Source organism: Pseudoalteromonas sp. SG44-8, assembly GCF_014164125.1.
In the GTDB taxonomy this organism is placed as follows: domain Bacteria; phylum Pseudomonadota; class Gammaproteobacteria; order Enterobacterales; family Alteromonadaceae; genus Pseudoalteromonas; species Pseudoalteromonas rhizosphaerae.
This window is the reverse complement of the sequence record NZ_JACJEQ010000012.1, coordinates 89296-114391: the sequence shown is the minus strand read 5'-3', so window position 1 is coordinate 114391 and position 25096 is coordinate 89296. Positions and strand designations below refer to the sequence as shown.

Genomic DNA, 25096 nt, shown 5'->3' with positions numbered 1-25096 from the left:
TCAAGCGTACACGCTTGTTAAATATTAAAAACTATTGCTTTATCTAAGGTAAAAAGCTGTATTTATGGCAGTTGTCATAAAAAGGACTTTTTAGCGCAACACCTCTGTCATTTTTCACCTATAGAATCTCGTTCATTGATATTAAGCAACTAGCAAATCCGCTAATTTAACGAGTAAAGGTGTATGCGATGAAAGGCGTTAAACCATTGATATTAGCTAGTATTGTAGCCATGAGTGCAACAGTGCAAGCAAGTGATTTAAATAAAGTTATCGATAAAAGCAGTGAAATTAACCAGTCAGCTGCGCAATCACAAACAAAAATAGACAAGATTGCAGACTCTATGCAGGGTCGTTTACAACAGTTTAAAACCCTTAATAAAGAAATTGATGGTTTGACAGTTTATAACGCACAACTAAGCAAACAGCTTAGTAACCAAGTGAGTGAAATGGAAGCCATTAACTTATCTATGGATCAAGTGTCTATTATTGAACGTCAAATTACTCCATTAATGCTACGCATGATCACAGGGCTTGAGCAATTTGTTGCTCTTGATGTGCCGTTTCTAACCGATGAACGTGAAAAGCGTTTAGCGTCATTAAAAGACATGATGAACCGTGCTGACATTAATTCAAGTGAAAAATTCCGCCGTGTTTTAGAAGCGTACCAAGTTGAAGTTGATTACGGCCGTACCATCGAAGCCTATACCGCGTTATTAGATGTTGATGGTCAAGAGCGTGAAGTCGATTTCTTACGCATTGGTCGTTTAGAACTTATTTACCTTACTCGCGATGGTAAAAAAGCAGGCTCATGGGATACAACAAGCAAACAGTTTGTTGCCCTGGATGACTCAACAATCAGCCAAATTAGTAAAGGTTTACGTATTGCACGTAAGCAACTTGCCCCAGATATGTTAACACTGCCAGTACACGCTGCGGATTAAGAGGTTAAAATGAAACTTTTTACAAAAATGACCAAAATTGCTTTATTTGGTGCCACCCTTGGTTTTGCGGGCAACAGCGTTGCTGCTGAAGCTATGGATTTAGACTCGTTATTAAAAACACTTGAGCAAGGTAAAACACAGCAATCAGCACAAAATAAACAACGCGAGCAAGAATTTGCTGCACGTCAAAATGAACAAGTGCAAATGCTTAAAAACACTCAAGCAAAACGTAATCAAATGCTGGTTGAGTCTGAGCGTCTTGAAACACAGTTCGAAGAAAATGAAGTAAAACTTGCTAACCTAACCGATACATTATCTAAGCGTATGGGTTCATTGAAAGAACTTTTTGGTGTGCTGCAACAAGTGGCTGGCGATTCAAGTAATAAATTTGCAACGTCAGTAGTGTCTGCACAGCTACCTGGTCGTGGTGCTTTTATGGATGAATTGGCTCAAAAAATGGGCTCGACTTCTAAACTTGCATCAATCGAAGACATTGAAAAAGTATGGTTTGAACTGCAACGCGAAATGACTGAGCAAGGCAAAGTGTCACGTTTTACAACAGATGTAATTGTAGAAGGCGGCAACAAAGCTAAACAAGAAGTTATGCGAGTGGGGGCTTTTAACTTAATTTCAGAAGGTAAGTACCTTGATTATAACACCAGCACTAATGCGTTAAGCGAGCTTACCCGTCAGCCTGTTGGCCGTTACACCTCAACGGCGAATGATTTACAACAAGCTAAATCAGGCACTGTACAATTTGCGCTTGACCCAACCGGTGGCTCTATCCTTGGTTTATTGGTACAAGCACCTGATACTTCAGAGCAAGTACATCAAGGTGGTGCAGTAGGTTACGTTATTTTAGGCGTTGGCTTACTTGCTTTAATTATCGCTATTGAACGATTTGTTTCATTGATGCTAATGGGCAGCAAAATCCGTCGTCAACTTAAAGACTCAGTGCCACGTGATGACAATCCACTTGGTCGTGTAATGAAAGTCAAAGATCAATACCCAGATGTAGCATACGACACCTTAGAGCTTAAATTAAGTGAAGCGATTTTACGTGAAATGCCAAAAATCACCCGCAACTTAACGCTCATTAAGATTATCTCGGTCGTTGCTCCATTGTTAGGTCTTCTTGGTACGGTGACCGGTATGATCAATACCTTCCAAGCAATCACCTTGTTTGGTACAGGTGACCCTAAATTAATGGCTGGTGGTATTTCACAAGCGCTTGTTACTACGGTACTTGGCTTAGTTGTGGCAATCCCAACAGTATTTTTATACACCTTATTGAATACCCGCTCTAAAAACTTGCTGCTTATTTTGCAAGAACAAAGCGCAGGTATTATCGCTGAGCGTAGCGAAAAGGGAGCATAACCCATGGTGCTATTGATTGACTCAATCAATGCTATCCGTGATTTTCTCGACACTGGTGGCCAAGTTCTGTTGGTCATCGGAGTGTTAATCTTCGCGATGTGGTTATTGATACTCGAGCGATTTATTTATTTTTTTAATGGTTTTCGTAGTTACAAACATGCCATTAAAAGTAGTTGGACAGGGCGCGATGAGCGTAATAGCTGGAACGCTGAGCAAATACGCCAAGCAACTATTTCACGCGCTGGGATGAAGTTAAACAACAACTTAGCGCTGATCAATGTGATGGTTGCCTTGTGTCCGCTGCTGGGGTTACTCGGTACGGTAACAGGTATGATAGAAGTGTTTGATGTGATGGCGATTACCGGAACGGGCAGTGCGCGTTCAATGGCATCAGGTGTATCGAAAGCGACTATCCCGACAATGGCAGGCATGGTTGGTGCGTTATCTGGTGTATTTGCTTCTACGTACTTACAACGCAAAGCAAAGCGCGAAGTAGCCCTACTTGAAGACAGCATGGTTTTAGACCATTAAACAACAATTTTTAGTATGTGGCGAAAGCCACATACAATCAGGAGAATAAAATGAGAGCCCCATTAGGAAGCCTTTTTCAAGAAGATGAAGCTGAAGAAATAAACATGACCCCGATGCTTGATGTTGTGTTCATCATGCTTATTTTCTTCATTGTAACCGCCTCTTTTGTTAAAGAGTCAGGTATCGATGTAAATCGCCCAGAAGCGGCAACAGCCGTTAAGAAAGAGCGTGCAAATATTCTAGTTGCGATTTCAGATCAAGGTGAAATTTGGATCAATAAACGTCAAATCGATGTGCGTGCTGTGCAAGCAAACATTGAGCGTTTAAAAGCAGAAAATCCACAAGGTAGTGTGGTTATTCAGGCTGACAAAAAAGCCACTACAGATACCCTTATTAAAGTGATGGATGCCGCACGCGCCGCAGGTGTATTTGATGTGTCTATCGCGGCACAAGAAGCCTAAGGAAGCCATAATGCGTTATTTAGTAGCATTATTAGTTGCCGGTGTTGTGACCTTTATGTTGTTTTTGGGCATGCAAGCGCTTATCACCGGTGGTGAAGGGGCGATGACTGAGCCAGCAAAAGGCAATGTACTTGATTTTGTAAGGCTTAAAAAAGAAGAAACGGTACAAAAGAAAGAACGTAAACCACAAAAGCCGCCAACGCCGAAAGAGCCTCCGCCGCCAATGGATTCACCGCAAATGCAAAATAGTGATCCAAATGCAGCAGCGTCTAACTTTGACTTTGGTGCCAGTGTTGATGCTGACGTGAGTCTCAGTGGTGGTCTAGCTCTTGACTCTAGTGATGGTGAATATCTACCGATTGTAAAAGTAGCACCTGTTTACCCGCGTCGAGCATTGTCACGGGGCATTGAAGGCTATGTGATTGTTGAGTTTACAGTGACTAAGCAAGGTACTGTTCGTGATGCAAAGGTAGTAAAAGCTGAGCCTGAATCATTGTTTGATCAAGCAGCCATGGATGCCGCACTTAAATTTAAATACAAACCTCGCGTAGTAGACGGTGAAGCTGTTGAAGTTGCGGGTGTACAGAATAAAATTTCTTTCCAAATAAATGGTTAGCACTGAATAAATGGATAGAGAAACGAGGCGATTATGAAATTATTAAAAACAGCATTATTTTGCTCGTTAGCACTAAGTGCTAGTGTTGCTTTACCAAGCGTAGTAAGTTTGTTGCCAGGTGTTAATTTAGCAACGGCCTATGCAGAGGAAGTAAAAACAAAGCGCGTGCCGGCACTGCGTGAAAAAGTATATAGCCAATTGGCTCGTGCGCAAAAGTTAGCTGATGATGGTGATGCAAAAGCGGGCCTTGCTGCGCTTGATAATATTAATGAACGTTCATCCAGTATGAACTCGTATGAAAAAGCCATGATGTATAATTTTTATGGTTTTATTTATTACAACGAGAATGATTTACCGAAAGCGATCGCGTCGTTTGAAAAAGTCGTTGCTGAAGAAGAGATCCCTGAGTCTTTACGATTAAGTACCAGCTTTAGTTTAGCGCAGCTTGCAATGGCGAATAGCGATTACAACAAAGTGTTAGACTTTTTAGCGCAATGGGATGCAATCAACACTAAGCCTAAAACGGATGCTTACTATGTGCTTAAGTCGCAAGCTTACTATCAGCTAAAAGATTACCAAAATGGTATTGATAACATTAACTTGGCTATCGCGCAAAGTGACAGTGAAGGCAAACAGCCAAAAGAGAACTGGTTAGTGTTACTGCGTGCTATGTATTATTCACTTAATCAAACTGAGAATGTAGTTGCTGTACTTGAACGTATGGTCAAACTTTACAATAAGCCTGAGTATTGGGTTCAGCTCGGTGGTATGTATGGCGAAACAGGTAAAGAAAAACAGCAGTTAGCAATACTCGAAGCCGCTTACCAGCAAGGTTTTTTGACTTCTAAATCAGACTTGCGTCAACTAGCACAAGTTTATTTATACAATGGTTTAGCTTTTAAAGCTGCCGATGTGATGAGTAAAGCTGTTGCATCTGGTATTGCGGAAAAGTCAGCTAAAAATTACGCATTTATTGCAGAAGCCATGATACAAGCAAAAGAAGATGAAAAATCTGTTAGTTATTTTGCAAAAGCAGCTGATCTTTCAAGCCATGGAAAGTACGAGCAACGTTTAGCCGAAGTGTATGTGAATCTTGAAAAGTATGAAGATGCAGCTGATGCAGCGCGTAAAGCGCTTGATAAAGGTTCACTAGATTTTGAATCAAATGCTTATGTTGCTTTAGGTATAGCGCAATATAGTTTACAAAACTTTGACGCGTCTATTTTAGCATTCGAACAAGCCGAGAAGCATAAAAAATCGCAGCGATTAGCTGAACAATGGATTAAATACGTGAAGCGTGAAAAATTGCATGCTGAAACATTACGCACCGCTTTGTTATAAGTAAATATGCGTTAAGAAACGCCATTTTAACTTCAACGATTTTATTAAAAAACTCGTTTTATAATCGCAACACCAAAACCGCCTCAGGGCGGTTTTTTTCGTTCTAAATATTCCTAACAAATTGTTATTTAAATAAATTAGATTGTCACTTTATGTTTATTAAAGTGTAACTGTATTGTCATACACCTCCCGTATTGTAGTCCTCGTTCTAAAGCTCAAGTGACCTTAAAGCATGTTTTTCGTGTTTTAAAGTGACTTGAGTTTTACTTAATGCGCTAACAAAATAATTAAATACTTTAACGGAGTGAACAATGAAATTATCTGGTTTATTTAAAGTCAGCCTTGTGGCTACTGCAATTACACTCGCTGGTTGTGGCGGTGGTGATATTAATGTTACACCTACAACAGTTGATAACAGTGTAGATAATAGTGTAGACAACTCAGTGACTAACCCAGGTGGTGATAATGGTGGTGATACATTAAGTTGCGCTACATATACATTAGATGGAGCTACATTTACAGGTGAAGCAAAGGGTGTTAACTGTGTTTACAGTCAAGCATTTGCAAGTAATGCGAAAGAAATTACCAGCTCTTTTGTTATCCCTGCATTAAGCAGTGGCGGCGCACATGTATTTGAAGGTGCATTATTTATTGGTGATGATGTAGACACATCAACAGGCGCTACAATTGATGGCAATGGTCCTACATTGTCTATTGAAGCTGGCGCGACGATAGCTTTTACTAAGCCTGAGAGTTTTATTCGTATTGCACGTGGTGCAAATATTGAAGCAATTGGTGAAGTAGATAAGCCAATTATTTTCACAAGCATCAAAGAAGTTGATGGCGATGATGCAACAACCGCACAAATTGGTGATTGGGGTGGCGTTCAGGTAAATGGCAGAGGCCATTCTATCCGTTGCACGGCTGCGGCTGCGGCACAAGATATGTGTAACCACGCTGCCGAAGGTATTGTATCGTATTATGGTGGTAATGATCCGCAAGATAGCAGCGGTATCCTTAAGCATATAGTTATAAAATATGCGGGTTTTGGTGTTGAAGGCGATGAGCTCAATGGTTTAACCCTTAATGCTGTAGGTTCAGGCACAACGATTGATTACGTGCATGTTCATAATGGTTTCGATGATGGTATAGAGCTTTTTGGTGGTAGCGTTAACCTTAAACATATTGTTATTACTGATACAGGTGATGATGGTATTGATTGGGATGAAGGCTGGAAAGGCTATGGACAATTTATTCTTGTACGTTCAAATGAATATGGAAACCATGGCTTTGAAACAGATGGCGCTAAGGTAGATCCATTATCAGCAGATGCACAAGATTTAGTAACAACTGTTTCTAATCCAACAATTGCTAATGCAACGGTTGTAACTACTGGCGACCAAGGTGCTGAAGGGCGTCGTACTGGTGCTGGTATGGAAATGAAAGAATGGGGTAAAGCGCAATTAGCTAATATGCTATTTGTAAACTCTTCATCTGTAGATGGTGCTGGTTGTCTTGATTTATATAATGAAAAAGACCAATCAGGGGATGCTGGTGTGCATGCGAATGCAAATAATGGCGATATCGCATTTATGAGCTCAATATTTGCTTGTGGTAAGAATTTTGAAGACGTAAATACACCTTTAACTGGCGCATTAGCAAGTTTTGATATTGCTTCTTGGTTTACTGGTGGCGAGAATAACCAGTTAATTGGTTTTGCTGATTTTGCAAATGTACTTGGTGCTGATGGTGTTTCAACAGCTGCCACTATTACTGATTCACAAGGCACTGCAGTAGCTACAACAGCTAAAGACATGAGTGAAGTTAACTCTTTCTTTACTAACGCAGGCTATATTGGTGCACTTAAAGAAGGTGAATCAAGTGAGTGGGCTGATTTTGTTGCCGCATCTTTACAACGCGCTAGTAATTAATCTAGACCGGCTCTAATTATAAGGCGCTACGGCGCCTTTTTTAAGGGAATTTTAGGTTTAGAGGATATAAATATGAAACATCAAAAGCAGTTTAAAACCAATCTAATAACTTTATCTCTGCTCTCCCTTTTTTCTTCATTTCATTCTTTCGCTGATCAGGCACAAGAAATAATAAATGAAGACGCGATAGAAGAAGTTGTTGCAACAGGTACGCGCCTTAAAGGCAGTGCTAGTGCCGTAATTGATGAGCGTAAAAATCAGGCGTTTGTCGCTGATATAATGGGTTCAGAGCAAATATCTAGAACGGGTGATAGTGATGCAGCTTCGGCACTTCGCCGTGTTACAGGCTTATCATTAGTTAACGATAAGTTTATCTATGTCCGTGGATTAGGTGAGCGTTACTCTAGCGTACGTTTAAATGGCGCGGTAGTTCCAAGCCCGGATCTAACACGAAATGTAATTCCACTTGATATCTTCCCATCAAGTATTATTGAATCCTTGGCTGTACAAAAAGCCTATTCACCAAATATGCCTGCGGCTTTTGGTGGTGGTGACGTTAATATCAGAACCAAGAGCATTCCAAATGATACTTTATTTAAAGTCGAAATTGGTGCCAGTTATAAAGATACAAACGACGAAGGCTATACATATAATGGTGGCAGTGATGATTGGTTAGGTAAAGATGATGGTACACGCGCATTACCCGGTTCAGTTAAGACTGCGTTAAATACCTATATCAATGGCCTGTCTGATATTTCGTATAGAAATATCAGAGATGTAGAGTCAAAACGTCAGGGGGCTGATATTGGCCAAGCTGCCGCGATAGACTTAAATAAAAGTTTAGCAAAAGCATTGCCAAGAGATTTTGGCTTGGAAAAAGAAAGTTTAAATCCTGATGCCGGTATTAAAGCTGTGTATGGCGACCGTTTTGATAACTTATTTGGCTTAGACGGCTCGTTTGGTTTCTTAGCGTCAGTTGCCTATGAAAATGAATGGTCCAATGCTGAGAAGTTTAGCGCTGTACTTTCTTCTGTTGACGCATCTGAGTCCTCATGTTCACAAGATGACTTTACTTGTTACTCTGCAACAGAGAAAGAAGTGTCAACCAAGCATAATATAAAGTTAAATAGCTCTCTAAATTTAGGTTATAAAATTGGAGGTCATGATTTAACAGCAACTTATATGATGTTACGAGATTCTGAAGATGAAGCCTCTGTTGCGCTTTACCAAGAACCTTCAAAGTCATTAAGTATTGATGCTGGGCAGTTGCAGCGTAGTCACTTAACCTCTTTTGAGGAACGAGAACTTGAAATACTTCAGCTTCGTGGAATGCACAATTTAGATTGGGGTTTTCTTGAAGGTGTTGGTGTAGATTGGCAATATACTGACTCAACAGCGACTACAAGTATACCTGGTGAGCTTAAAGTAACGGTTCGTGATGAGTACTTAGATGGCAAATATCAACGTACTTTTTACAATGGTAGCTTAGGTGGTAATCCTTATTTGTATCGATTTGTAGAGCTAGAAGACGATGTAGAAAACTGGGGCGTTAATGTAAACAAAGTTTTTTACTTTGATAACGCCGAAGTAGAAATTGCGGGTGGTGGTTATTTTGTTGAAAAAACACGTGATTACCGCACTGATTTTTTTAACTATCGTTTTAACCAAACTCAGTCTTTAGATCTAGCACAAAGTGAAGAAGAAGCACTGTCAATCGGTAGTTTTTTTGCTAACGATGCTGTTGTTGATTCAACGGATGTCGAGTTATTGTTCCAAGAACCAACAGCTGATGATTACTTAGCAGCGCAAATGATTGATGCTTACTACGGCTCTTTTGACGTAACGTTTGCTCAAGATTGGCGTTTAAGCGGTGGTGTGCGTTACGAGGACTTCCGCCAAGTTGCGCTTGCTTTTTCTCGCTCAGCATTCGATCCTGCTTTATTGGCTGATAAATTAAGTGCAGATGCGATAGAACAAGCAAGTGTGATGGAAGATGAGTATTTTACTTCGTTATCTATGACATATAGTCAGCAATCGTATCAAGTTCGTTTTGGTTATGGCAACACGGTTGTACGCCCTGATTTGCGAGAGCTAAGCCCTGTTCAATTCCAAGATCCGCTGACCGGTTATCGAACGCTTGGTAATCCATTCTTAGAATCTAGTTACCTAGATAACTTTGATGCACGTATCGAGTTTTATATGGACAATGGCGATAATTACTCAGTTGGCGCATTCTATAAAGATATCGATAAACCAATCGAAGCACTATTAACAGAAAGCGACGGCCGTTTTACTCTGCAGTTTGACAATGCAGAAACAGCCTATGTTTACGGTATTGAAGCTGAATGGTTAACTGAGTTGCACAGTGATTTATTAGGGGGCGCTTTTTTTACTTCTGGAAATATAACGCTCAGTGATTCAGAAGTTGAAATTGCAGAAGAACAGCGCGGCGATCTCACGAACCTAAAGCGACGTATGACGGGCCATTCAAAGTATGTTGCCAACTTGCAACTGAATTACGATTCACATGATGGCATGCATCAAGCATCTGTTATCTACAATGTATTTGGTGATCGTATTTTAGCTGCGGGTGTTAATAACTTTGATGACGCTTACGAACAACCTTTAAACTCGTTAGACATGGTTTATAGTTATTACCCAACGTTTAATACCACATTAACACTTAAAGTGAAAAATATGTTGGGACAAAACTTTGAAGTAGAACAAAATGATGTGCTAATTCGTTCTCAAGAAACGCCTAGAGAATTAAGCGTGAGCTTTAGCTACGAGTTTTAAAGTCATCTAATAAAGGCAAATTACATAAGTCTTTATTATCTCAGCCCTGCCAAATGCAGGGCTTTTTAATATCTGCTATTTGTAAAACTAATGGTTGTGTAATATCTGTGTTATTAAAGAAGTGATCATTTAATGCAAATTGATATAAGGCTATTATTTTAATGATGATATGTGATTAATGATGAGTTGAACTATGTTGATATTAATTGGAGGAACTTTTGCGCCATGGAATAAGAGCTCAGTTGTTACTGAGCTGTTTGTTTACGTTAGTTACCGCACTTTATACTAGCGTACAATGGATAACACTGATTTTTACTACCAGTATTTTTTGAAACCCATGCGCTACCATACCAGTCATATTCCGCATACTCATATTCATCCTCACCACACTTCACTGTGCTGCCAGTGATTTCTCGCTTATGATCTCGCTCTTTACAGAATTGATTTCCCGATATAAAACTGACAAAGAAGTTGCTATAACTACTATCAACTATCAACTATTACGGTAGGGTTGGGTTGATGTAGATAAGCTTTTTGTTGAGCCCGATGTGTGTTCAACACTGGCAAAAGAAGTATTCGATTCTACATTGATTTCGTTAATATTTGCAGATACACCTAAAGATAGAAAAGTATAATGTTTTCATTTTTTTTGATTCCTTTTAATAAATAAAATAATACACAATACATCTGACTATAAAATGCGAAATGATTATAAATCTTGTTTATTGCATTCTTATTAACTTACTTATGTACAGATAGTCAGTTTCATATTGCAAAAAAATAGCAACAGATGAATCAGTTGGATGTCAAAAACACCGGTCTTTTACAATGACGCACAATAATCATAACTATTAGAAATATGATTATTGACTCAAGATGAAAAAATTTTATGTTCTATGAGTAACACTGGTGTTGCCTCGATCACAGTGCTAGATTGTTCGTTCTAAAAATTAAATCTCACGCAATGAATTTTAATTTTTAACGTATTAGGTATTTCTTATGACTCAAACAGTGGAACAAACAATGAAAAAAGTAGGATTGGTCGGATGGCGGGGCATGGTTGGCTCAGTGTTATTAGAGCGTATGCAACAAGAAAATGATTTTGCTCATATCGACACCACTTTTTTTACCACCTCACAAACCGGTCAGCTTGGCCCTGATTTAGCGGGTCCTGCAAAACCATTACTTAATGCAATGGATTTTGAATCGCTGGCAAAAATGGATATTATTATCACCTGTCAAGGTGGCGATTATACCAAAGCTGTGTATCCACAATTACGTGAAGCAGGTTGGGACGGCTATTGGATTGATGCGGCATCAGCACTGCGTATGAGCGATGACAGTATTATTGTACTTGATCCGGTCAATAAAGATGTGATTGAACAAGGTCTTGAGCAAGGCGTAAAAACCTATGTGGGTGGTAACTGCACAGTGTCACTCATGTTATTAGCATTGGGTGGTTTATTTGAGCAAGACTTGATTGAGTGGGTAAGCCCAATGACTTATCAAGCTGCATCGGGTGCCGGTGCTCGCAATATGAAAGAGCTCATTGCGCAAATGGGCTCTATTCATGCAAGTGTGGCTGACAAGCTAGCTGATCCACAAGCCGCTATTTTAGAAATTGATAAACTAGTCACACAGCAAATAGCCTCAAGCGATTTACCGCAAGAGCAATTTGGTGTGCCGTTAGCAGGCAGTCTTATCCCATGGATTGATGTGCCAATGCCATCGGGTCAATCTAAAGAAGAATGGAAAGCGCAAGTAGAAGCGAACAAAATTTTAGGTTCATCTAAACAGCCTGTGCCTATTGACGGTTTATGTGTGCGCATTGGTGCAATGCGCTGTCATAGCCAAGCTATGACCATTAAACTACGTGAAGATATTAGCGTCGAGAAAATAGAACAGATTTTAGCCTCACACAATGAGTGGGTTAAAGTTATCCCTAATGAGCGTGATATCACTGCTACGGATTTAACCCCAGTTAAAGTAACTGGTACATTAAGTATTCCTGTAGGGCGTATTCGTAAGTTAGCAATGGGACCTAAATATATTAGTGCTTTTACCGTTGGCGATCAGTTATTATGGGGTGCTGCAGAGCCACTGCGTCGTATGCTACGCATTATTGTTGATAATAAACATTAGTTTATTAGCTGCCATTTAGTACAGTTAATATAGAGGGCTGGCAATGTGCCAGCCCTTTTACTTTTAAACACACTTAGTTGCGCGTGAATAGTCGGCAAATATAGTACGATGTTTATTAACGATTAATTCGTTCAAGTGAGTCTGCTAATTGGTCAATTCGGGTCCGTGTTGCATCTACTAAATCACTGATCTGATCAGCTGATCCTGACGAACGACTTGCCAGCTCTCTAACTTCTGATGCGACTACGGCAAAACCTCGGCCAGCATCACCAGCACGAGCAGCTTCAATAGCGGCATTCAAAGCTAGTAGGTTTGTTTGTCCTGCAATACCAGAAATACTGCCAACAATGTCACCGATTTGATTACCCACTTTTAAGAGTTCTTGCATTGCCTGATGTGTTTCTTTTAGTGCAATTTGACGATCAGTAATATCTACACCAAACACTACGTAACGTGTTACTTGATCAGAAAAATCCTTCAATTCACAAACCTGTGCATCGAACGAACGTTGAACTTGTTGTTTATCTGTAAATTCAACGACCAAACTTAGTTGCTCGTCTTGATTGATAGTTGTGCTCTGCTGCTTTTGAAGTTGTTGCCATATGGTATTCGCTGCTACTTTTGCTGCCTCGTTACTGCCCACTTTTTCAAGGAACAGTTTATTCATATTCACGAGCTCACCTGTAGGCTGAAATTCAACAACCATTAACGACTCATTAATGAGGGCTAATCGATCAAGAGAGTCTTTGGCTGATTGTTTGGTTACAGTAATGTCAGCTTGCACAGAGACATAACGATGTACTTTTCCTTGTTCGTTAAATACAGGATTAATTGACATAGCAATCCAATATGGTTTGCCTTGTTTATTATAATTTAATATCTCTTCATAAAAGGGCTGCTTTTGGCTAAGCTTATTGCGAATATTTGCAATGGTTTGGGGATCGGTGTCATTGCCCTGCAAGAATTTACCAGGTATTTTCCCTTTCACTTCATCGAGTTGGTAACCTGTCATTGTTTGAAAACCATTATTTACATAAAGAATTTCACCTTGTTCATTAGTAATAACAACGGCGTTACTGGTCTCATTAGCCACTAGCGATAACATTTCAACTTCTTCGCGTTTCGATACTTCATCGGTGACATCTTTTACAAACGCAGTATATAAAATCTCATCGCCGACAACGACTTTAGCTAAAGTAATTAAGCCCCAGCGAATAGTCTTTTCGCGAGTATGAATTGGTAATTCTATTGGCTTACCAATTAGCCGATTAACCCCGGTATCACGGTTACGATTGACGTAACTGTCGTGTTTGCTGCGGTGCTCTGGTGCTACCAACATTTTAATATTTTGACCGATCATTTCCTCACGGCTATAGCCCCATATTTTCTCAGCCGCGGGATTAGCAAAAATGATCAAGTTTTGACTGTCGATAGTTATTACACCATCGTGAGCTTGCTCTAGAACTTGTTCAGTCATTGAGCGCTCATCACGCTCTTTACTGCAATCGCGGGCAAACGCTGTGTAGTAAAGCTTTTTGCCCATTTTTACTTGAGATAAAGTTATATTGATCCAGGTTGTTGAACCATCTTTACGCTCTATTTGCAGTTCAACGGCAGAGCCAACAATCCGATCTTCGTTAGTTGCACGGTGGCGATTTACATAACTATCATGGTTTTTTTGATGAACTTTTGGTACTAACATACGAACATTTTTACCAAGTACTTCTTCAGCTTTATATCCCCAGAGTGTCTCGGCAGCATGGTTGATGTATACAACGTCATTATTATCATTAATGGTTATAACTGCGATTACAGTTTGGTCCATTGAACGTTTAGACAAATCATTATTTTTGAAAAACATGAAAAACCTTTTCATTTTAGTGTATTAACACACCAGTTTGCAGATGCTATTAGGCGTATTCAGGCTGTTTATTAGCAGTGTGTATTCGCTTTCTAAGAGCGATGAAATATTAGATAAGAGAAAGAGAAGTTAAGTAGCAGGGTTAGCCATATAACGAGCGTAATTCATTTGAAAATAAAATTAGTTATAAAATACATTACTCAGATAGTAGATACATCCTAAACAAGCTTTACAAACATTAGTCTGAGTTATTTAGCGTAACTCCTACCCGTCGAACGTTCTGAATGAACTATTGGATCAGTCGCAGCTATAATTATTTTCAGCAATAGGGTGACATCAAGAGGACAAGAGGATGAAATTCTAAACACTCATTGAATTATAGACCCTTGATTGATATATAGCTAACTTTCTCGAAAACGCAGTAATTAAACTCGCCATTAGCATTGTTTTTATTGTTGTCTTACCTCGCTTTAGTTTTGTTACGGTTTAATTAGCTTGATAGTTTCTTGCTGAATACTCAACAGCTTACTATATTTATGAGAGTATTTATTTGGCCTTCTGTTATGAATATATCAAAAAAGTTAAAACTATCTTTTGCCTCAGCTATCGCCTTACCTCTTTTTATTATTGCGGCGCTAGTGATCACGCAAACAAGAGACCAAGCGCTTGATAACTTTGCGCAAATGAGCGAAAGAGAAGCACGGCAAATAGATAATGGTATTGCTATGTTTTTTTCTGAAATAGAAAAAAATGTTGATTATCTAGCTTCACATCAAATGGTCTTAGCTGCTAAACAAGATGTCAAAGCTCATGTTGACACAAATAATCCAGTGATGCTGAAACATCTCCAAGGCAGCAGTGTTGAGCGTGCCGCATTTCAACAGTTTGATCACTTCGGCCAAACTCACCCAGGGCTTGCTTATATTTATATGGGTAATGAACAAGGTGGTTATATTCAGTGGCCAGCGGGAGAAGTTAATGCTAATTATGACCCACGATCTCGACCTTGGTATTTAACAGGTAAATCTGCAAGTGGTAAAACGGTTCGCACTAGTGCTTATTATTGGGCAGCTGACGATATGGTTATTGTCTCTACCGTAAAAGCAATAAAAGATAATGGACAAATTATCGGTGTACAGGGAATGGATGTTTCTTTGCAAGGACTGACAGAAATTATTGCTAATATTAAGCTGGGTGAAACCGGTTACTTAATGTTGATTGAAGATACGGGAAATGTACTTGTTGATGTTAAAAATGAAGATTTTCGTTTTAAACGTTTGGCAGATATTGCGGATGGTAAATACAAACAGTTAGCTGCAAATACTCAAGGTCAGTTTGAAATTGTCATCAATAACAAAGATTTTATTGCCAATATATATACTTCAGCTAAGTTGGGCTGGAAATTTATTGGTTTAGTTGAAAAGTCAGAGGTGATGAGCGCTGCAAACACCATGACATTGACAATTATAATTATTAGTACGGTGCTAATTATTGTATTCATTTTAATCGCAAGTTACATTTCAAAAGTAATTTCTTCGCCTATAGTTGAAGTCAGTGATGGTCTGACTGAAATTGCACAAGGTGGTGGTGATCTAACTCGACGACTCACAATTAAGACAAAAGATGAAACGGCTAAGCTGGCCAATAGTTTTAACCTATTCTTAAACTTGATTGCTGATTTAGTAAGACAGATCAACGAATGTGCACTAAATGTGAGCGGTACGTCAGAGCAAACGTCTACACAAGCATCGCAATTAACTTGTTCTACCTCACAACAACAGCAAGCACTGGAAATGGCGGCAACCGCAATTAATCAAATGGCTGCGACAGCCAACGAAGTAGCTTCAAGTTGTGCTAATGCGGCAGATCTGGCTATGCAAACGCAACAGGCATCAGAGATAGGTCAAACAGTAATCACAGAGACCGTTCAAAGCGTGGTTGTTTTGAGCGAAGTTATAAGTAAAGCAACGGATGATATATCGCAACTTGACACTGAAAGTGAAAATATCATGTCGATTTTAGGCGTTATAAGAGGCATTGCTGAGCAAACTAATTTGCTTGCTTTAAATGCTGCAATAGAAGCTGCTCGAGCGGGTGATCATGGTCGTGGTTTTGCTGTCGTTGCAGATGAAGTGCGTGCACTGTCGCAACGTACGTCTGAATCCACAGAAGAGATTGCTACGCAATTAGATAAACTACGTAGCATGTCTGGTCAAGTCACTACTGAAATGAAACGCAGTTTAGACAGCACTAATAAAACGGTTGAACTATCCCATGCTGCACAGCAACAATTTACGGAAATAACAGCGTCTATTGTTAATATTAGTGACTTAAATACGCAGATAGCAACCGCTGCAGAAGAGCAGCAGCATGTCGCTGAAGATATAAATCGCAATGTTATAGAAATTAAAAATGCGGCTGATGATGTTAGCGATATTGCCGCTAATACCAGTAATAATGGAGATAAATTAAAAGCCTTATCGCACGTTCTTACTGATTTAGTTGGTAAATTTAAAGTGTAATAATAACAGCGTCTAAAATAAAGAATAATCAACATATAGCCATTCTTTGACAATTGAACTCATTATTTTGCAATGCTAATGAGTGTTGTCTGCTTTATAATAGTGATTTTATTCTATGTGCTGCATTAATTTTCTGGTATTTTTTTGGGGTTGAAATTCAAACCTTGTTGTTTTATGTGCTCGTTATAGTGGGAGGAAGATAATGGTTTTGAGAAATAAAAGCCTTGAAATTCTTTACACCCCATATTTGCCATAATTTCGACTTGTTGTTGTGTTTCAACTCCCTCAGATACGCATTTTATTCCAAGTTCATCACACATGACGTGAATTGCTTTTACTAAGCTCTTCTGCCTTGTTGAGCTTGTAACTTGGCTTATTAGCGAGCGATCAAGTTTTAGCTTATTTATAGGATATTCGGCTAAGCGCGCAATATTTGAATAGCCTACGCCAAAGTCATCTACGGAAATTGTGAATCCCCATGATTGTAGGTTTTGCATCAACGCCAATGAATATTCTTGGTTCGCTTCTAATGATGTTTCGGTCAGTTCTAATTCAATTTGACTTGGTTTGACATTAAAGTCCGCTAAGTATTTTACTAATTTTGACATGAAATCGCTTTGGCCAAAATCAAGCAATGATATATTTATTGCAACAGGCACTAGTGGGATTTCATCTTTGCTCCAAGTTGCAATTTGAGCACATACCTTTTGAATTATTAAATCTGTTAGCCGACTGATCATACGGTATTCCTCTGCGATCGGAATAAACACCGCGGGTGATACAACACCAAGAGTTTGACTGTTCCAGCGTGCCAATGCTTCAAGTCCAATGCACTTGCCGTCATGTGTTACTTTAGGTTGATAGTGTAACTCTAACTCGCCGTTATGAAGTGCTTCGTCCAATAACATTGATATTTCGTGTTTTTCTAAAAATTCTTGTGAGCGTTTTTCATCATAACCATTAATAGGGCGATGATTATCAGCAAGTTTTAATGCCTCAATTGCATTGTTTAATACATTAGCACTGCTTTTTCCTTGTCTTGGAAAGTTGGAAAAACCAAATAAAAATGACTGCTGGTATTTTTCGCCCCGGATTATATAAGGTTCATCAACCACATGTTTAATCTCGTTTAAGAGCTTATGTTCTATTTCGTTAGTAGTGCTTGTAGTTATTATAAATGCTAATTTATTATTACCTACATGAGCGCACAGAACGAGGGCTTCATTAGAGTCTTTTAAGCGCTTATAAGCAGATACTAAGTGTGCTTTTGCATCTGCTTTACTGTATTTGAGATTTAAATATTCATTATTCGCACTCTGGGTGACCACAATATAGAAATCGCCTTGGTACTTTGCTACAAATCTTTCACACTGAAGCTCAAACCATTCTCTATTGGGGAGGTGTGTTTGACCATCGCTGTAACGTAAACGTTTGTTTTCTTGCTCCATTGCTAATAAGTTTTGTTTTATTTGATGTTGTTCAGTGCAGTCATCAAAGCGCAGCACACAGTAATTAGAGTTAGTAACTTGCTGGCAATGTACAGTTTTATAGGTGTTTTTATATTTAAATACTTGGTCCTTATGTTGGTTAGCTACAATTACTAGATTAGGTAATAATTTATCGAGTTTAACGGTGCTGTTTTTAACTGTTGCTTTGAAACCAAATAACGTTTTCGCTTGGCTGTTAAAATCTATAACGGTGTTATCACTATCGATAATTATTTTTGCAATACTTGATTCAGTAAAAAACGTTCTATAAAGCTCTTTTTTTGCTGCTAGATGACTATTTGATTCTGCCATGGTTTGATTTAAGCGTTTTGCAGCAACAATGGTTCGCGCAACTGCGAGCGGAATACAGATATTAAAGAATAAAAATAATAGCCCTGATATATACCAGTCTGAATTTGGTAGTTGTGTATTTATAGAAGTCAGAGATGAAATATCAACGTTGTTTATTATAAAGTAAAAAGGCACGATATTTAAAATTGCATAACCTAGCGCGGTCCTCACACCTAACAGCATCAATGCAATAATAGGGCATGCATACATATACATAGAGCCTACCTTTGCAAGGTTGATGTCTGTTAAAAATACATTCATTGAGATTGTTGCGGCAACAATACTTAGTAGCAGGGCATGTGCACATAAAGTAAAGTATTTACGGCTAGCAATTAGTAAGGTGGCCATTGTCACAGAAAAGCTTGCAGCAAGCACAATAATATATATTAAGTTGAACTCAATTGCGGCGTTTAAAGTATGGCAAAATACTGAGAAACATAAAATTACACCAGCGGTTAAAATAATGCGTAGTGCACTGATACGCCAGTTAGGTACTAGAACGTTTGAATTAACGTGATCTGATAGTAAAAAGTAGCGACTTAAGTAATGCATTATAGTTGGTGTAGATTTATCATTTTTTTATTAGACCATTGATAAATAGCTAAAAGCAATAATTTATTAGTTTTTAAATCCTTTACTAAGAATAAATGCTTGGTTTAGGGGGAAGGAAACTACAGAGCAGCTTAATTATAATGGCGGTAGCACCTAAGCCTTTATATCCTTAGGTGCTAGTTTATCAATACTTAGCTTTTGGGTTTTAATAGTGTTTTTAGTTCTGCTATTTGCGCTTTTAACTCATTTATTTGCCCTTGGGTTGCGGGCAATGAATCTACATCGGCTTGCTCTTCGCGGGCATTGCGATGCTCCTCTGACATAACTTCTAAAATAGCGCCTACCATCATGTTTAAAAATACGAAAGCGGTTAAGAATATAAAGGTAAGGTAGTAAATCCAACTCAACTTATAGACAGCCATGGTTTCGTACATGACGTCGGTCCAATCTTCAAAGGTTGCTATTCTGAACAGAGTTAACATTGAAATTGATACGTCTCCCCATAGGACTGGGTTTATATCAGAAAATAACATGCTACCAGTTGCGGCATAAATATAGAAAATAACAAACATTAGTAGTGCAATGTAGCCCATTTGCGGTATGGCTTTTAATAATGAATTAACCAACAAACGCAGTTCTGGCACCATAGAGACTAAACGTAGTACACGGAATATTCGTAATAAACGGGCTATAAAAATGGTCGAACCTGCAGCTGGGTATAAACTGCCAATGACGATTATAAAGTCAAAAATATTCCAGCCTTTGCTAAAAAAGGCTTTTAAGCCTTTACTTGCAACATAGCGGATAATTAGTTCTATTAAGAAAAACACCGTGATGCCAACGTCCATCCAATGTAAAGCAAATTCAACAGTGGGGTGTAACGAATAAGTGTGTGCACCAACAGTGAGCGCTGATACGACAATAACGGCGATAACAAATGATTGAAATAGTTTACTTTTATCGATACGCTGGAACAGCTCTTGTAACTGCGACAACATCATAATTAGCCCTTAACGGTTATAGATATAAAACGTTTGCAATATACAGCAAAATCGTCACGGATGAATTACTTTTCCAGTTTAAAATGTAAGGAATTTTTAATGCTTTTCAATAGGCTAAAATGGGTTGTAAGTGCCTTCGCGGTTCTGTTTTTAACCGCTTGTAGTACTGATGCCCGATATCACGAAGTTCAAGCTGCTCGCTTAGGCGAATGTAGTCATATGGCAGATAAAGAATACCATCAATGTATAAAGCGCCAAGAAGACGGTTACAAAGAATTTAAACAGCAGCAAGATATAGTCCCAGAGAACGACTTAAGCCAAGAGCACACCACTAAAAATGACTAAAACGCAAAAGCAGCTCGATAAATTATTGCGCGCTATTTTAACTGGCGCATGCGAGCAGATCAAAGATCATCTAACAGACTTTAGTTGGTTAACTCATCATATAGATTTAAAAAAACCAGCTACATCACTTAAAGTCAGATGTTATTTTATTGATGCGCTTGCACTTGAGCAGGCAAAACAAAAGCAACAGCTAGCGTTAGTCGAAAGTATTATAGTAACAGAGCTGGCTGTTATTAACTTAACCCCTCAAGAGGTTCTGTTTTTAGCTGATTAAATTTAAGGAAAATCGATGTGTCTAATGTAATTAATAATCAAAATCCAGACTGATTGTTTATTGCACAAGCAAAGCTCAGGTTAACTATCAGAGCGTGAAAACACAACGATTACGGTGCTTTAGTTTGGTATCAAGATGACATACAGCTATAATCCAACAAAATAGTAAAAGAGATCCATTATGGCAGTTCCTACTCGTTCACAAATCACCCCAGGCACCGAAGTTAATATCGTTTTAAAACAAGATCAGCGTAGCGGCACATTAACGCAAGGTGTTGTTGAGCGCCTTTTGACTAAATCACCCAATCATCCGCATGGTATTAAAGTGCGCTTAGAGGATGGTCAAGTAGGGCGAGTGAAAGAGATTTTGTCATGAGTGCACTTACTTTAAGCGAATTCTGGCAATTAGTTACCGTTGCAGATAGAACCGCAGAGCCAGAATCAGTCAGTGAACGTTTAAAAGGTTTACTTACAGATTTAAGCGATGCACAGCTCATTGAATTTGATAAGCAATTTAGCATTTGTATGCGCCAAAGTTATACTTGGGAGCTATTCGGTGCTGCGTTTGTAATGGCCGGTTGCAATGATGAATACGGTTTCTCAGAATTTCGTTGTTGGTTAATTTCTCGTGGTGAAGCAGCTTTTAATGCTGCGCTTGAAAATGCTGATTCTTTGGCTGATTGCACTCCTGTTTATCATTTAAACGAGCAGCCTTATCCTTACTTAGATGAGTATGACTTGATCGCTGGTTTATTATATGAACAGCGTAATGAAGACGAATTACCCTTTGCTCCTTCAGGCCTTGATCAACCCAAAGGTAAACGCTTTAAAGATAAGCCTAAATTTTTAAAGTTGGCATATCCGCAACTATTTGCTAAATATTGGCAGTAACATAATATTAAAAACCAACCATGACTCAGTATACTGGCTGGTTTTTATTTTAATCACCGTAGCTATGCTATGCTGAGTATATAAATCAATAAATGTCAGGTATTTAATGCGCTATCGTAAAGTATTACTGTGTTTAGTGTCGGTTTTTTTAAGTACAGTTGTCAGTGCTAAAACTGAGCTGCCAAGTAATAAGAGTCAGTTTATTAGTTTATTCAATACTAAGGTTGGTAGTTATCAATTGGTATCAGGTGAGGCTAAAATGTGTGCTGGTGGACAGTTAACATGGCTTGATGCAAATGAGCCTGATCTTGGCTTTAAGCTCGGTGATGAAATTATTTTTAATAACTTACACCATGGCACACAAACGAATAAAGTTGCTAACTTTTGTTTGGTCACTACTAAGTATAAATACACCACGCAAAGCATTACCATGTCACTACGCCATACTCGCTGTGAAAACGAGACAGATAATTTAGACACTAGCCAAACGCTGCGTTTTATTTCGCCTACAACGCTTGCGTACAGTGTAGAGAGAAGTAATGTTCGTTGTCAGTTTGAACTACAACTTTAAATTTAACGATAATGTGAGTTTTTTATAAATCACAACTTATTTTCGGTAAATGCTGCCAACGCGTTGTGTACTGAGGCGATAAAAATGCACGCTTCATATGCCATGCTTGGCTTTGTTGCTGACTTGCCAGAGTTAGCGTGTCGTAGCCGTATCGCTTATTAATTGAATCTAAACACTCCATTAGTTTTATGTTGTCTTGGCTAGGAGCAAATAGGTCGGGTTGTTGAAACTGTTGTGAACTAAGCTCGAGTGCACCCACACCACATTTATAAAAACGGACGTTGTGTTGATATAGCTGCGTAAATATTTCGCTAATTGCTTTAGCAAATACACGGCTATCTGCGCTAGATACGGGTAACTCATACACTAATGATTTTTTATAGTAATGTGACTCATGGGGCGAGCTTGCCACAAATAGTAACAGGCGTTTAGTTAAGGAGCGTTGCTGACGTAGTTTGCGAGCGACAATAATACTGTGATTGATCAACGCTGTTTTTAATGCAACCGGATCAGTTAAACGTTCACCAAAACTACGGGTCGAAAAAATTTCACGCTTATCTTGGCGTACATCATCCCAATTTAAACACACAATGCCATTTAGCTCATTAACTGTACGCTCAAGCACTACGCTAAATAAACGTTTCATACGTTTTGGTGTTTGTTTGGCTAAATCAAGCGCGCTGTTAATGTTAAGTAGTTTGAGTTTTTTAGCTAAACGTTTGCCAACGCCCCATACATCAGCTACATCCATCGCGGCTAAAATATGTTGTCGTGCTTGTTCGCTATCAATCACTGCAATCCCATTAAAACCGTTGAGCTTTTTAGCAGCATGATTAGCTGCTTTAGCAAGGGTTGGTGTAGGGCCAAAGCCAACTCCAACAGGGAGTTTTGTTTCGCGCCAAACTGTGCGACGAATTAACTGGCCATACTGATGCCAGTCATTAATGAGTGGGGTAAAGCCGTTAAACTGCAAAAATGCTTCATCAATCGAATATACATGTTGGGTGTCGCAAAAACGGCTGATCACATTCATCATTTTATCGCTTAGATCCGCGTACAACTCATAATTAGATGAGCGAATAACCACCTTATGTTTGGCCAGTAAATGTTTAACTTTAAAGTAGGGCTGAAACTTAGGGATATTTAAGCGCCGCGCGATAGGACATATCGCACAAATGCAGCCATCGTTATTGGTTAATACTACAACAGGTTTTGAGCGGATCGCTGGATCAAATACTTTTTCAGCGCTGGCGTAAAACGCCACTGCATCCACTAAGCAATACATTGGCGCAGCTCAGCACTAGAGCGATGTAATCGAATCGAACGAGTAACCACACCTTCTAATTGAAATTCATCACTATCAGTCAGTTGCACTGGGGGATATAAGTCCGATGCAGAAAGTAGCCGTGCATTAGTTTTATCTAATAATTTACAAACAAATAAACCATTTAAGTTAGCTACAATGACATCACCATTTTTAGCTTCTTCGGCGCGATCAACCAATAATAAATCGCCGTCAAAAATACCGACCTCTTGCATTGAGCAGCCGGATGCCACACCAATAAACGTCGCATCGGGGTGTTTGATCAATAGCTGATCCAGTGATAAACCAAGTTCTTTATACTGAGCGGCAGGTGATTCAAACCCGCATACGCCCGCTTCGATATAAATAGGAATAACAAACATAAATAATTAACCAAACACATATACTGTATAAGTGTACAGTATATGTGTTTTAGTTAACTTATGCCAAGTAATGGATCTGCGATCACTGCATATTTTTAATCATTTTTTGAGCAGTATCTAAAAAGTCATTGATTTGTTGAGAGTTTAAGTTTTTGCACATTTGCTCATTAACATGCTGTTCGGCGTTTAATAGTTTGTCATAAAGAGCATGACCTTCAGAGGTAAACGATAAGATAAAGCAACGCTTATCGTGCTCACTGGCATCTTTGTCAATCAGCTTTAATGTAATTAGTTCTTTAACTAAGCGTGCAATTTGCGCTTTATCGCGCTGGGTTTGATTCACAATATCGTTAGCAGTGCAGTGAGTTGTCGCTGCAATAATATGTAGGCAACGCACATGCATTGCGTTTAACCCAAGCTCACCTGCATTAATAGCTTCTCGTATGGTAACGCGATAATTTTGCATTAAAGCAAATAATGTATTGGCCAATGAAGAGTTCATAATAAATCCATAATGGTTGACAAAGTCAATTAAATTGCTATAGTTGATTTTATCAACCAATGGGGCGTTGTGCAATTAAACACGTAAATAAACCTTCTGAGGAGATCAAAATGAGTAGAAAAGTACGTCGTGCAACCGTAATAAGCACAACAGCGATAGCCCCGCATTTAAAGCGTCTGGTTGTTGGCTCAGATGAGTTTCATGATTTTCCTGCGGATCAACAAGGTGCGTACGTAAAAGTACTATTACCACATGCTGGACAAGATGAGGTTGAAATTGACCTCAAAGCAGGTGAACCTGCACCTAAGCGCTCATATACAATCAGAGCTATAGATACTATTAACCATACAATTACGCTTGATTTTGTCGTCAATCAGCATCGTGGTATCGCAACTGATTGGGCTAAACAAGCAAAGCCTGGTGATAAACTCGCAATTGCAGGCCCTGGCCCTAAAAAGCTTGATGATTTTAGTCAGTCGCAGTATTTGATGATTGCTGATTTAACCTCAGTTAATGCTATTAACGGGTATTTACAGCAACTACCTGCAACAGCTGATGTTGATGTGATCATTCATGTTGCTGACGCGCAGGATGTTATCGAGCTCGATACAATCAAAGCACACAGCAAACACACTATAAATTGGTTAATTACAATGCAGCCGCAAATAGATGTGGTTGATCAGGCTTCAGTGCTATTGAATCAATATACGCAAAAACCATTGATTTTCATGGCGCTAGAAGCTGCTATTGTGCGCACCATTAAAGATTTAGCGATTGATAAATATGCAATACCGCGTGAGAAGATTGTCTGCTCAGCGTATTGGAAGCAAGGTGTTGATGCAGATGGCAAGCTAACGGTTTAATCACATTATTAGCAGCAAGTAAGGGAATTAGAGTGCATACCCATGAGAGGAAGTT

22 protein-coding genes are annotated in these 25096 nt (G+C 39.0%); 16 read left to right on the top strand and 6 right to left on the bottom strand.

The annotated features are described in order from the left end of the window. Positions 1-188 precede the first annotated feature (188 nt). The 9 genes from H5163_RS11715 (at position 189) to asd (ending at position 12136) form a co-directional block, all read left to right on the top strand. Positions 189-941, top strand: a complete 753-nt coding sequence (locus tag H5163_RS11715) for a DUF3450 domain-containing protein (RefSeq protein ID WP_024605229.1) — start codon at positions 189-191, stop codon at positions 939-941. 9 nt (positions 942-950) lie between these two features. After that, on the top strand, positions 951-2318 hold the full coding sequence (locus tag H5163_RS11710; protein WP_182735188.1) for a MotA/TolQ/ExbB proton channel family protein: 1368 nt from the start codon (positions 951-953) through the stop codon (positions 2316-2318). A 3-nt stretch (positions 2319-2321) separates the two neighbouring features. Then, positions 2322-2849, top strand: coding sequence for a MotA/TolQ/ExbB proton channel family protein (locus H5163_RS11705; protein WP_145235579.1), 528 nt, complete (start codon positions 2322-2324; stop codon positions 2847-2849). Positions 2850-2899: 50 nt separating this feature from the next. Further along, positions 2900-3310: a biopolymer transporter ExbD gene (locus tag H5163_RS11700; protein WP_145235576.1), complete on the top strand. Its 411-nt coding sequence runs from the start codon at positions 2900-2902 to the stop codon at positions 3308-3310. Positions 3311-3320: 10 nt separating this feature from the next. After that, positions 3321-3926, top strand: coding sequence for an energy transducer TonB (locus H5163_RS11695; RefSeq protein WP_149980248.1), 606 nt, complete (start codon positions 3321-3323; stop codon positions 3924-3926). A 33-nt stretch (positions 3927-3959) separates the two neighbouring features. After that, positions 3960-5267 (top strand): tetratricopeptide repeat protein, encoded by a 1308-nt coding sequence (locus tag H5163_RS11690; protein WP_182735187.1) that lies wholly within the window; start codon positions 3960-3962, stop codon positions 5265-5267. Positions 5268-5578: 311 nt separating this feature from the next. Then, positions 5579-7198, top strand: coding sequence for a hypothetical protein (locus H5163_RS11685; RefSeq protein ID WP_145235567.1), 1620 nt, complete (start codon positions 5579-5581; stop codon positions 7196-7198). 72 nt (positions 7199-7270) lie between these two features. Continuing rightward, complete coding sequence (locus H5163_RS11680) at positions 7271-9994, top strand: TonB-dependent receptor plug domain-containing protein (protein WP_145235564.1); 2724 nt, start codon at positions 7271-7273, stop codon at positions 9992-9994. 999 nt (positions 9995-10993) lie between these two features. Then, a complete protein-coding gene (asd, locus tag H5163_RS11675) occupies positions 10994-12136 on the top strand; it encodes an aspartate-semialdehyde dehydrogenase (protein ID WP_182731235.1) in 1143 nt (380 codons plus the stop codon). A 115-nt stretch (positions 12137-12251) separates the two neighbouring features. Here the strand turns inward: asd and H5163_RS11670 are convergent, their stop codons facing one another. Further along, positions 12252-13997 carry a PAS domain S-box protein gene (locus H5163_RS11670; RefSeq protein WP_182735186.1) on the bottom strand — a complete coding sequence of 582 codons (1746 nt, stop codon included), beginning with the start codon at positions 13995-13997 and terminating at the stop codon, positions 12252-12254. Positions 13998-14560: 563 nt separating this feature from the next. Between H5163_RS11670 and H5163_RS11665 the strand changes: the two genes are divergently transcribed. Continuing rightward, entirely contained in the window at positions 14561-16519 is a 1959-nt protein-coding gene (locus tag H5163_RS11665; protein ID WP_182735185.1) for a methyl-accepting chemotaxis protein, read from the top strand. Between the two features lie 125 nt (positions 16520-16644). On the opposite strand, the gene H5163_RS11660 is transcribed toward H5163_RS11665, so the two are convergent. Together H5163_RS11660 and H5163_RS11655 are read right to left on the bottom strand one after the other, a co-directional pair. Beyond that, entirely contained in the window at positions 16645-18909 is a 2265-nt protein-coding gene (locus tag H5163_RS11660) for a GGDEF domain-containing phosphodiesterase (protein ID WP_182735184.1), read from the bottom strand. A 191-nt stretch (positions 18910-19100) separates the two neighbouring features. Beyond that, positions 19101-19907 carry an ion transporter gene (locus tag H5163_RS11655; RefSeq protein WP_182731243.1) on the bottom strand — a complete coding sequence of 269 codons (807 nt, stop codon included), beginning with the start codon at positions 19905-19907 and terminating at the stop codon, positions 19101-19103. 102 nt (positions 19908-20009) lie between these two features. Here H5163_RS11655 and H5163_RS11650 point away from each other — a divergent pair, with 102 nt between their 5' ends. The 5 genes from H5163_RS11650 (at position 20010) to H5163_RS11630 (ending at position 21990) form a co-directional block, all read left to right on the top strand. After that, positions 20010-20255, top strand: coding sequence for a hypothetical protein (locus tag H5163_RS11650; RefSeq protein WP_145239155.1), 246 nt, complete (start codon positions 20010-20012; stop codon positions 20253-20255). After that, on the top strand, positions 20248-20529 hold the full coding sequence (locus H5163_RS11645) for a hypothetical protein (RefSeq protein WP_182735183.1): 282 nt from the start codon (positions 20248-20250) through the stop codon (positions 20527-20529). Before H5163_RS11650 ends, H5163_RS11645 begins: the two co-directional genes overlap by 8 nt. 180 nt (positions 20530-20709) lie before the next feature. Beyond that, the gene (locus H5163_RS11640) at positions 20710-20904 is read left to right on the top strand and encodes a YwbE family protein (protein ID WP_145239148.1); all 195 of its coding nucleotides are present in this window, start codon (positions 20710-20712) and stop codon (positions 20902-20904) included. After that, a complete protein-coding gene (locus tag H5163_RS11635) occupies positions 20901-21419 on the top strand; it encodes a DUF4240 domain-containing protein (protein WP_145239146.1) in 519 nt (172 codons plus the stop codon). The genes H5163_RS11640 and H5163_RS11635 overlap by 4 nt, the downstream gene beginning before the upstream one ends. A gap of 106 nt (positions 21420-21525) precedes the next feature. Next, entirely contained in the window at positions 21526-21990 is a 465-nt protein-coding gene (locus H5163_RS11630; RefSeq protein ID WP_182735182.1) for a hypothetical protein, read from the top strand. 22 nt (positions 21991-22012) lie between these two features. Here the strand turns inward: H5163_RS11630 and H5163_RS11625 are convergent, their stop codons facing one another. From H5163_RS11625 to H5163_RS11615, 3 genes are all read right to left on the bottom strand, one after another. Next, positions 22013-23275, bottom strand: a complete 1263-nt coding sequence (locus tag H5163_RS11625; RefSeq protein ID WP_145239141.1) for a Y-family DNA polymerase — start codon at positions 23273-23275, stop codon at positions 22013-22015. Then, the gene (locus tag H5163_RS11620; protein ID WP_145239137.1) at positions 23263-23676 is read right to left on the bottom strand and encodes a LexA family transcriptional regulator; all 414 of its coding nucleotides are present in this window, start codon (positions 23674-23676) and stop codon (positions 23263-23265) included. The genes H5163_RS11625 and H5163_RS11620 overlap by 13 nt, the downstream gene beginning before the upstream one ends. An 82-nt stretch (positions 23677-23758) precedes the next feature. Beyond that, entirely contained in the window at positions 23759-24178 is a 420-nt protein-coding gene (locus H5163_RS11615; protein WP_145239134.1) for a MarR family winged helix-turn-helix transcriptional regulator, read from the bottom strand. A gap of 110 nt (positions 24179-24288) precedes the next feature. Here H5163_RS11615 and H5163_RS11610 point away from each other — a divergent pair, with 110 nt between their 5' ends. Continuing rightward, positions 24289-25041, top strand: coding sequence for a siderophore-interacting protein (locus tag H5163_RS11610; RefSeq protein WP_182735181.1), 753 nt, complete (start codon positions 24289-24291; stop codon positions 25039-25041). Positions 25042-25096: the final 55 nt, after the last annotated feature.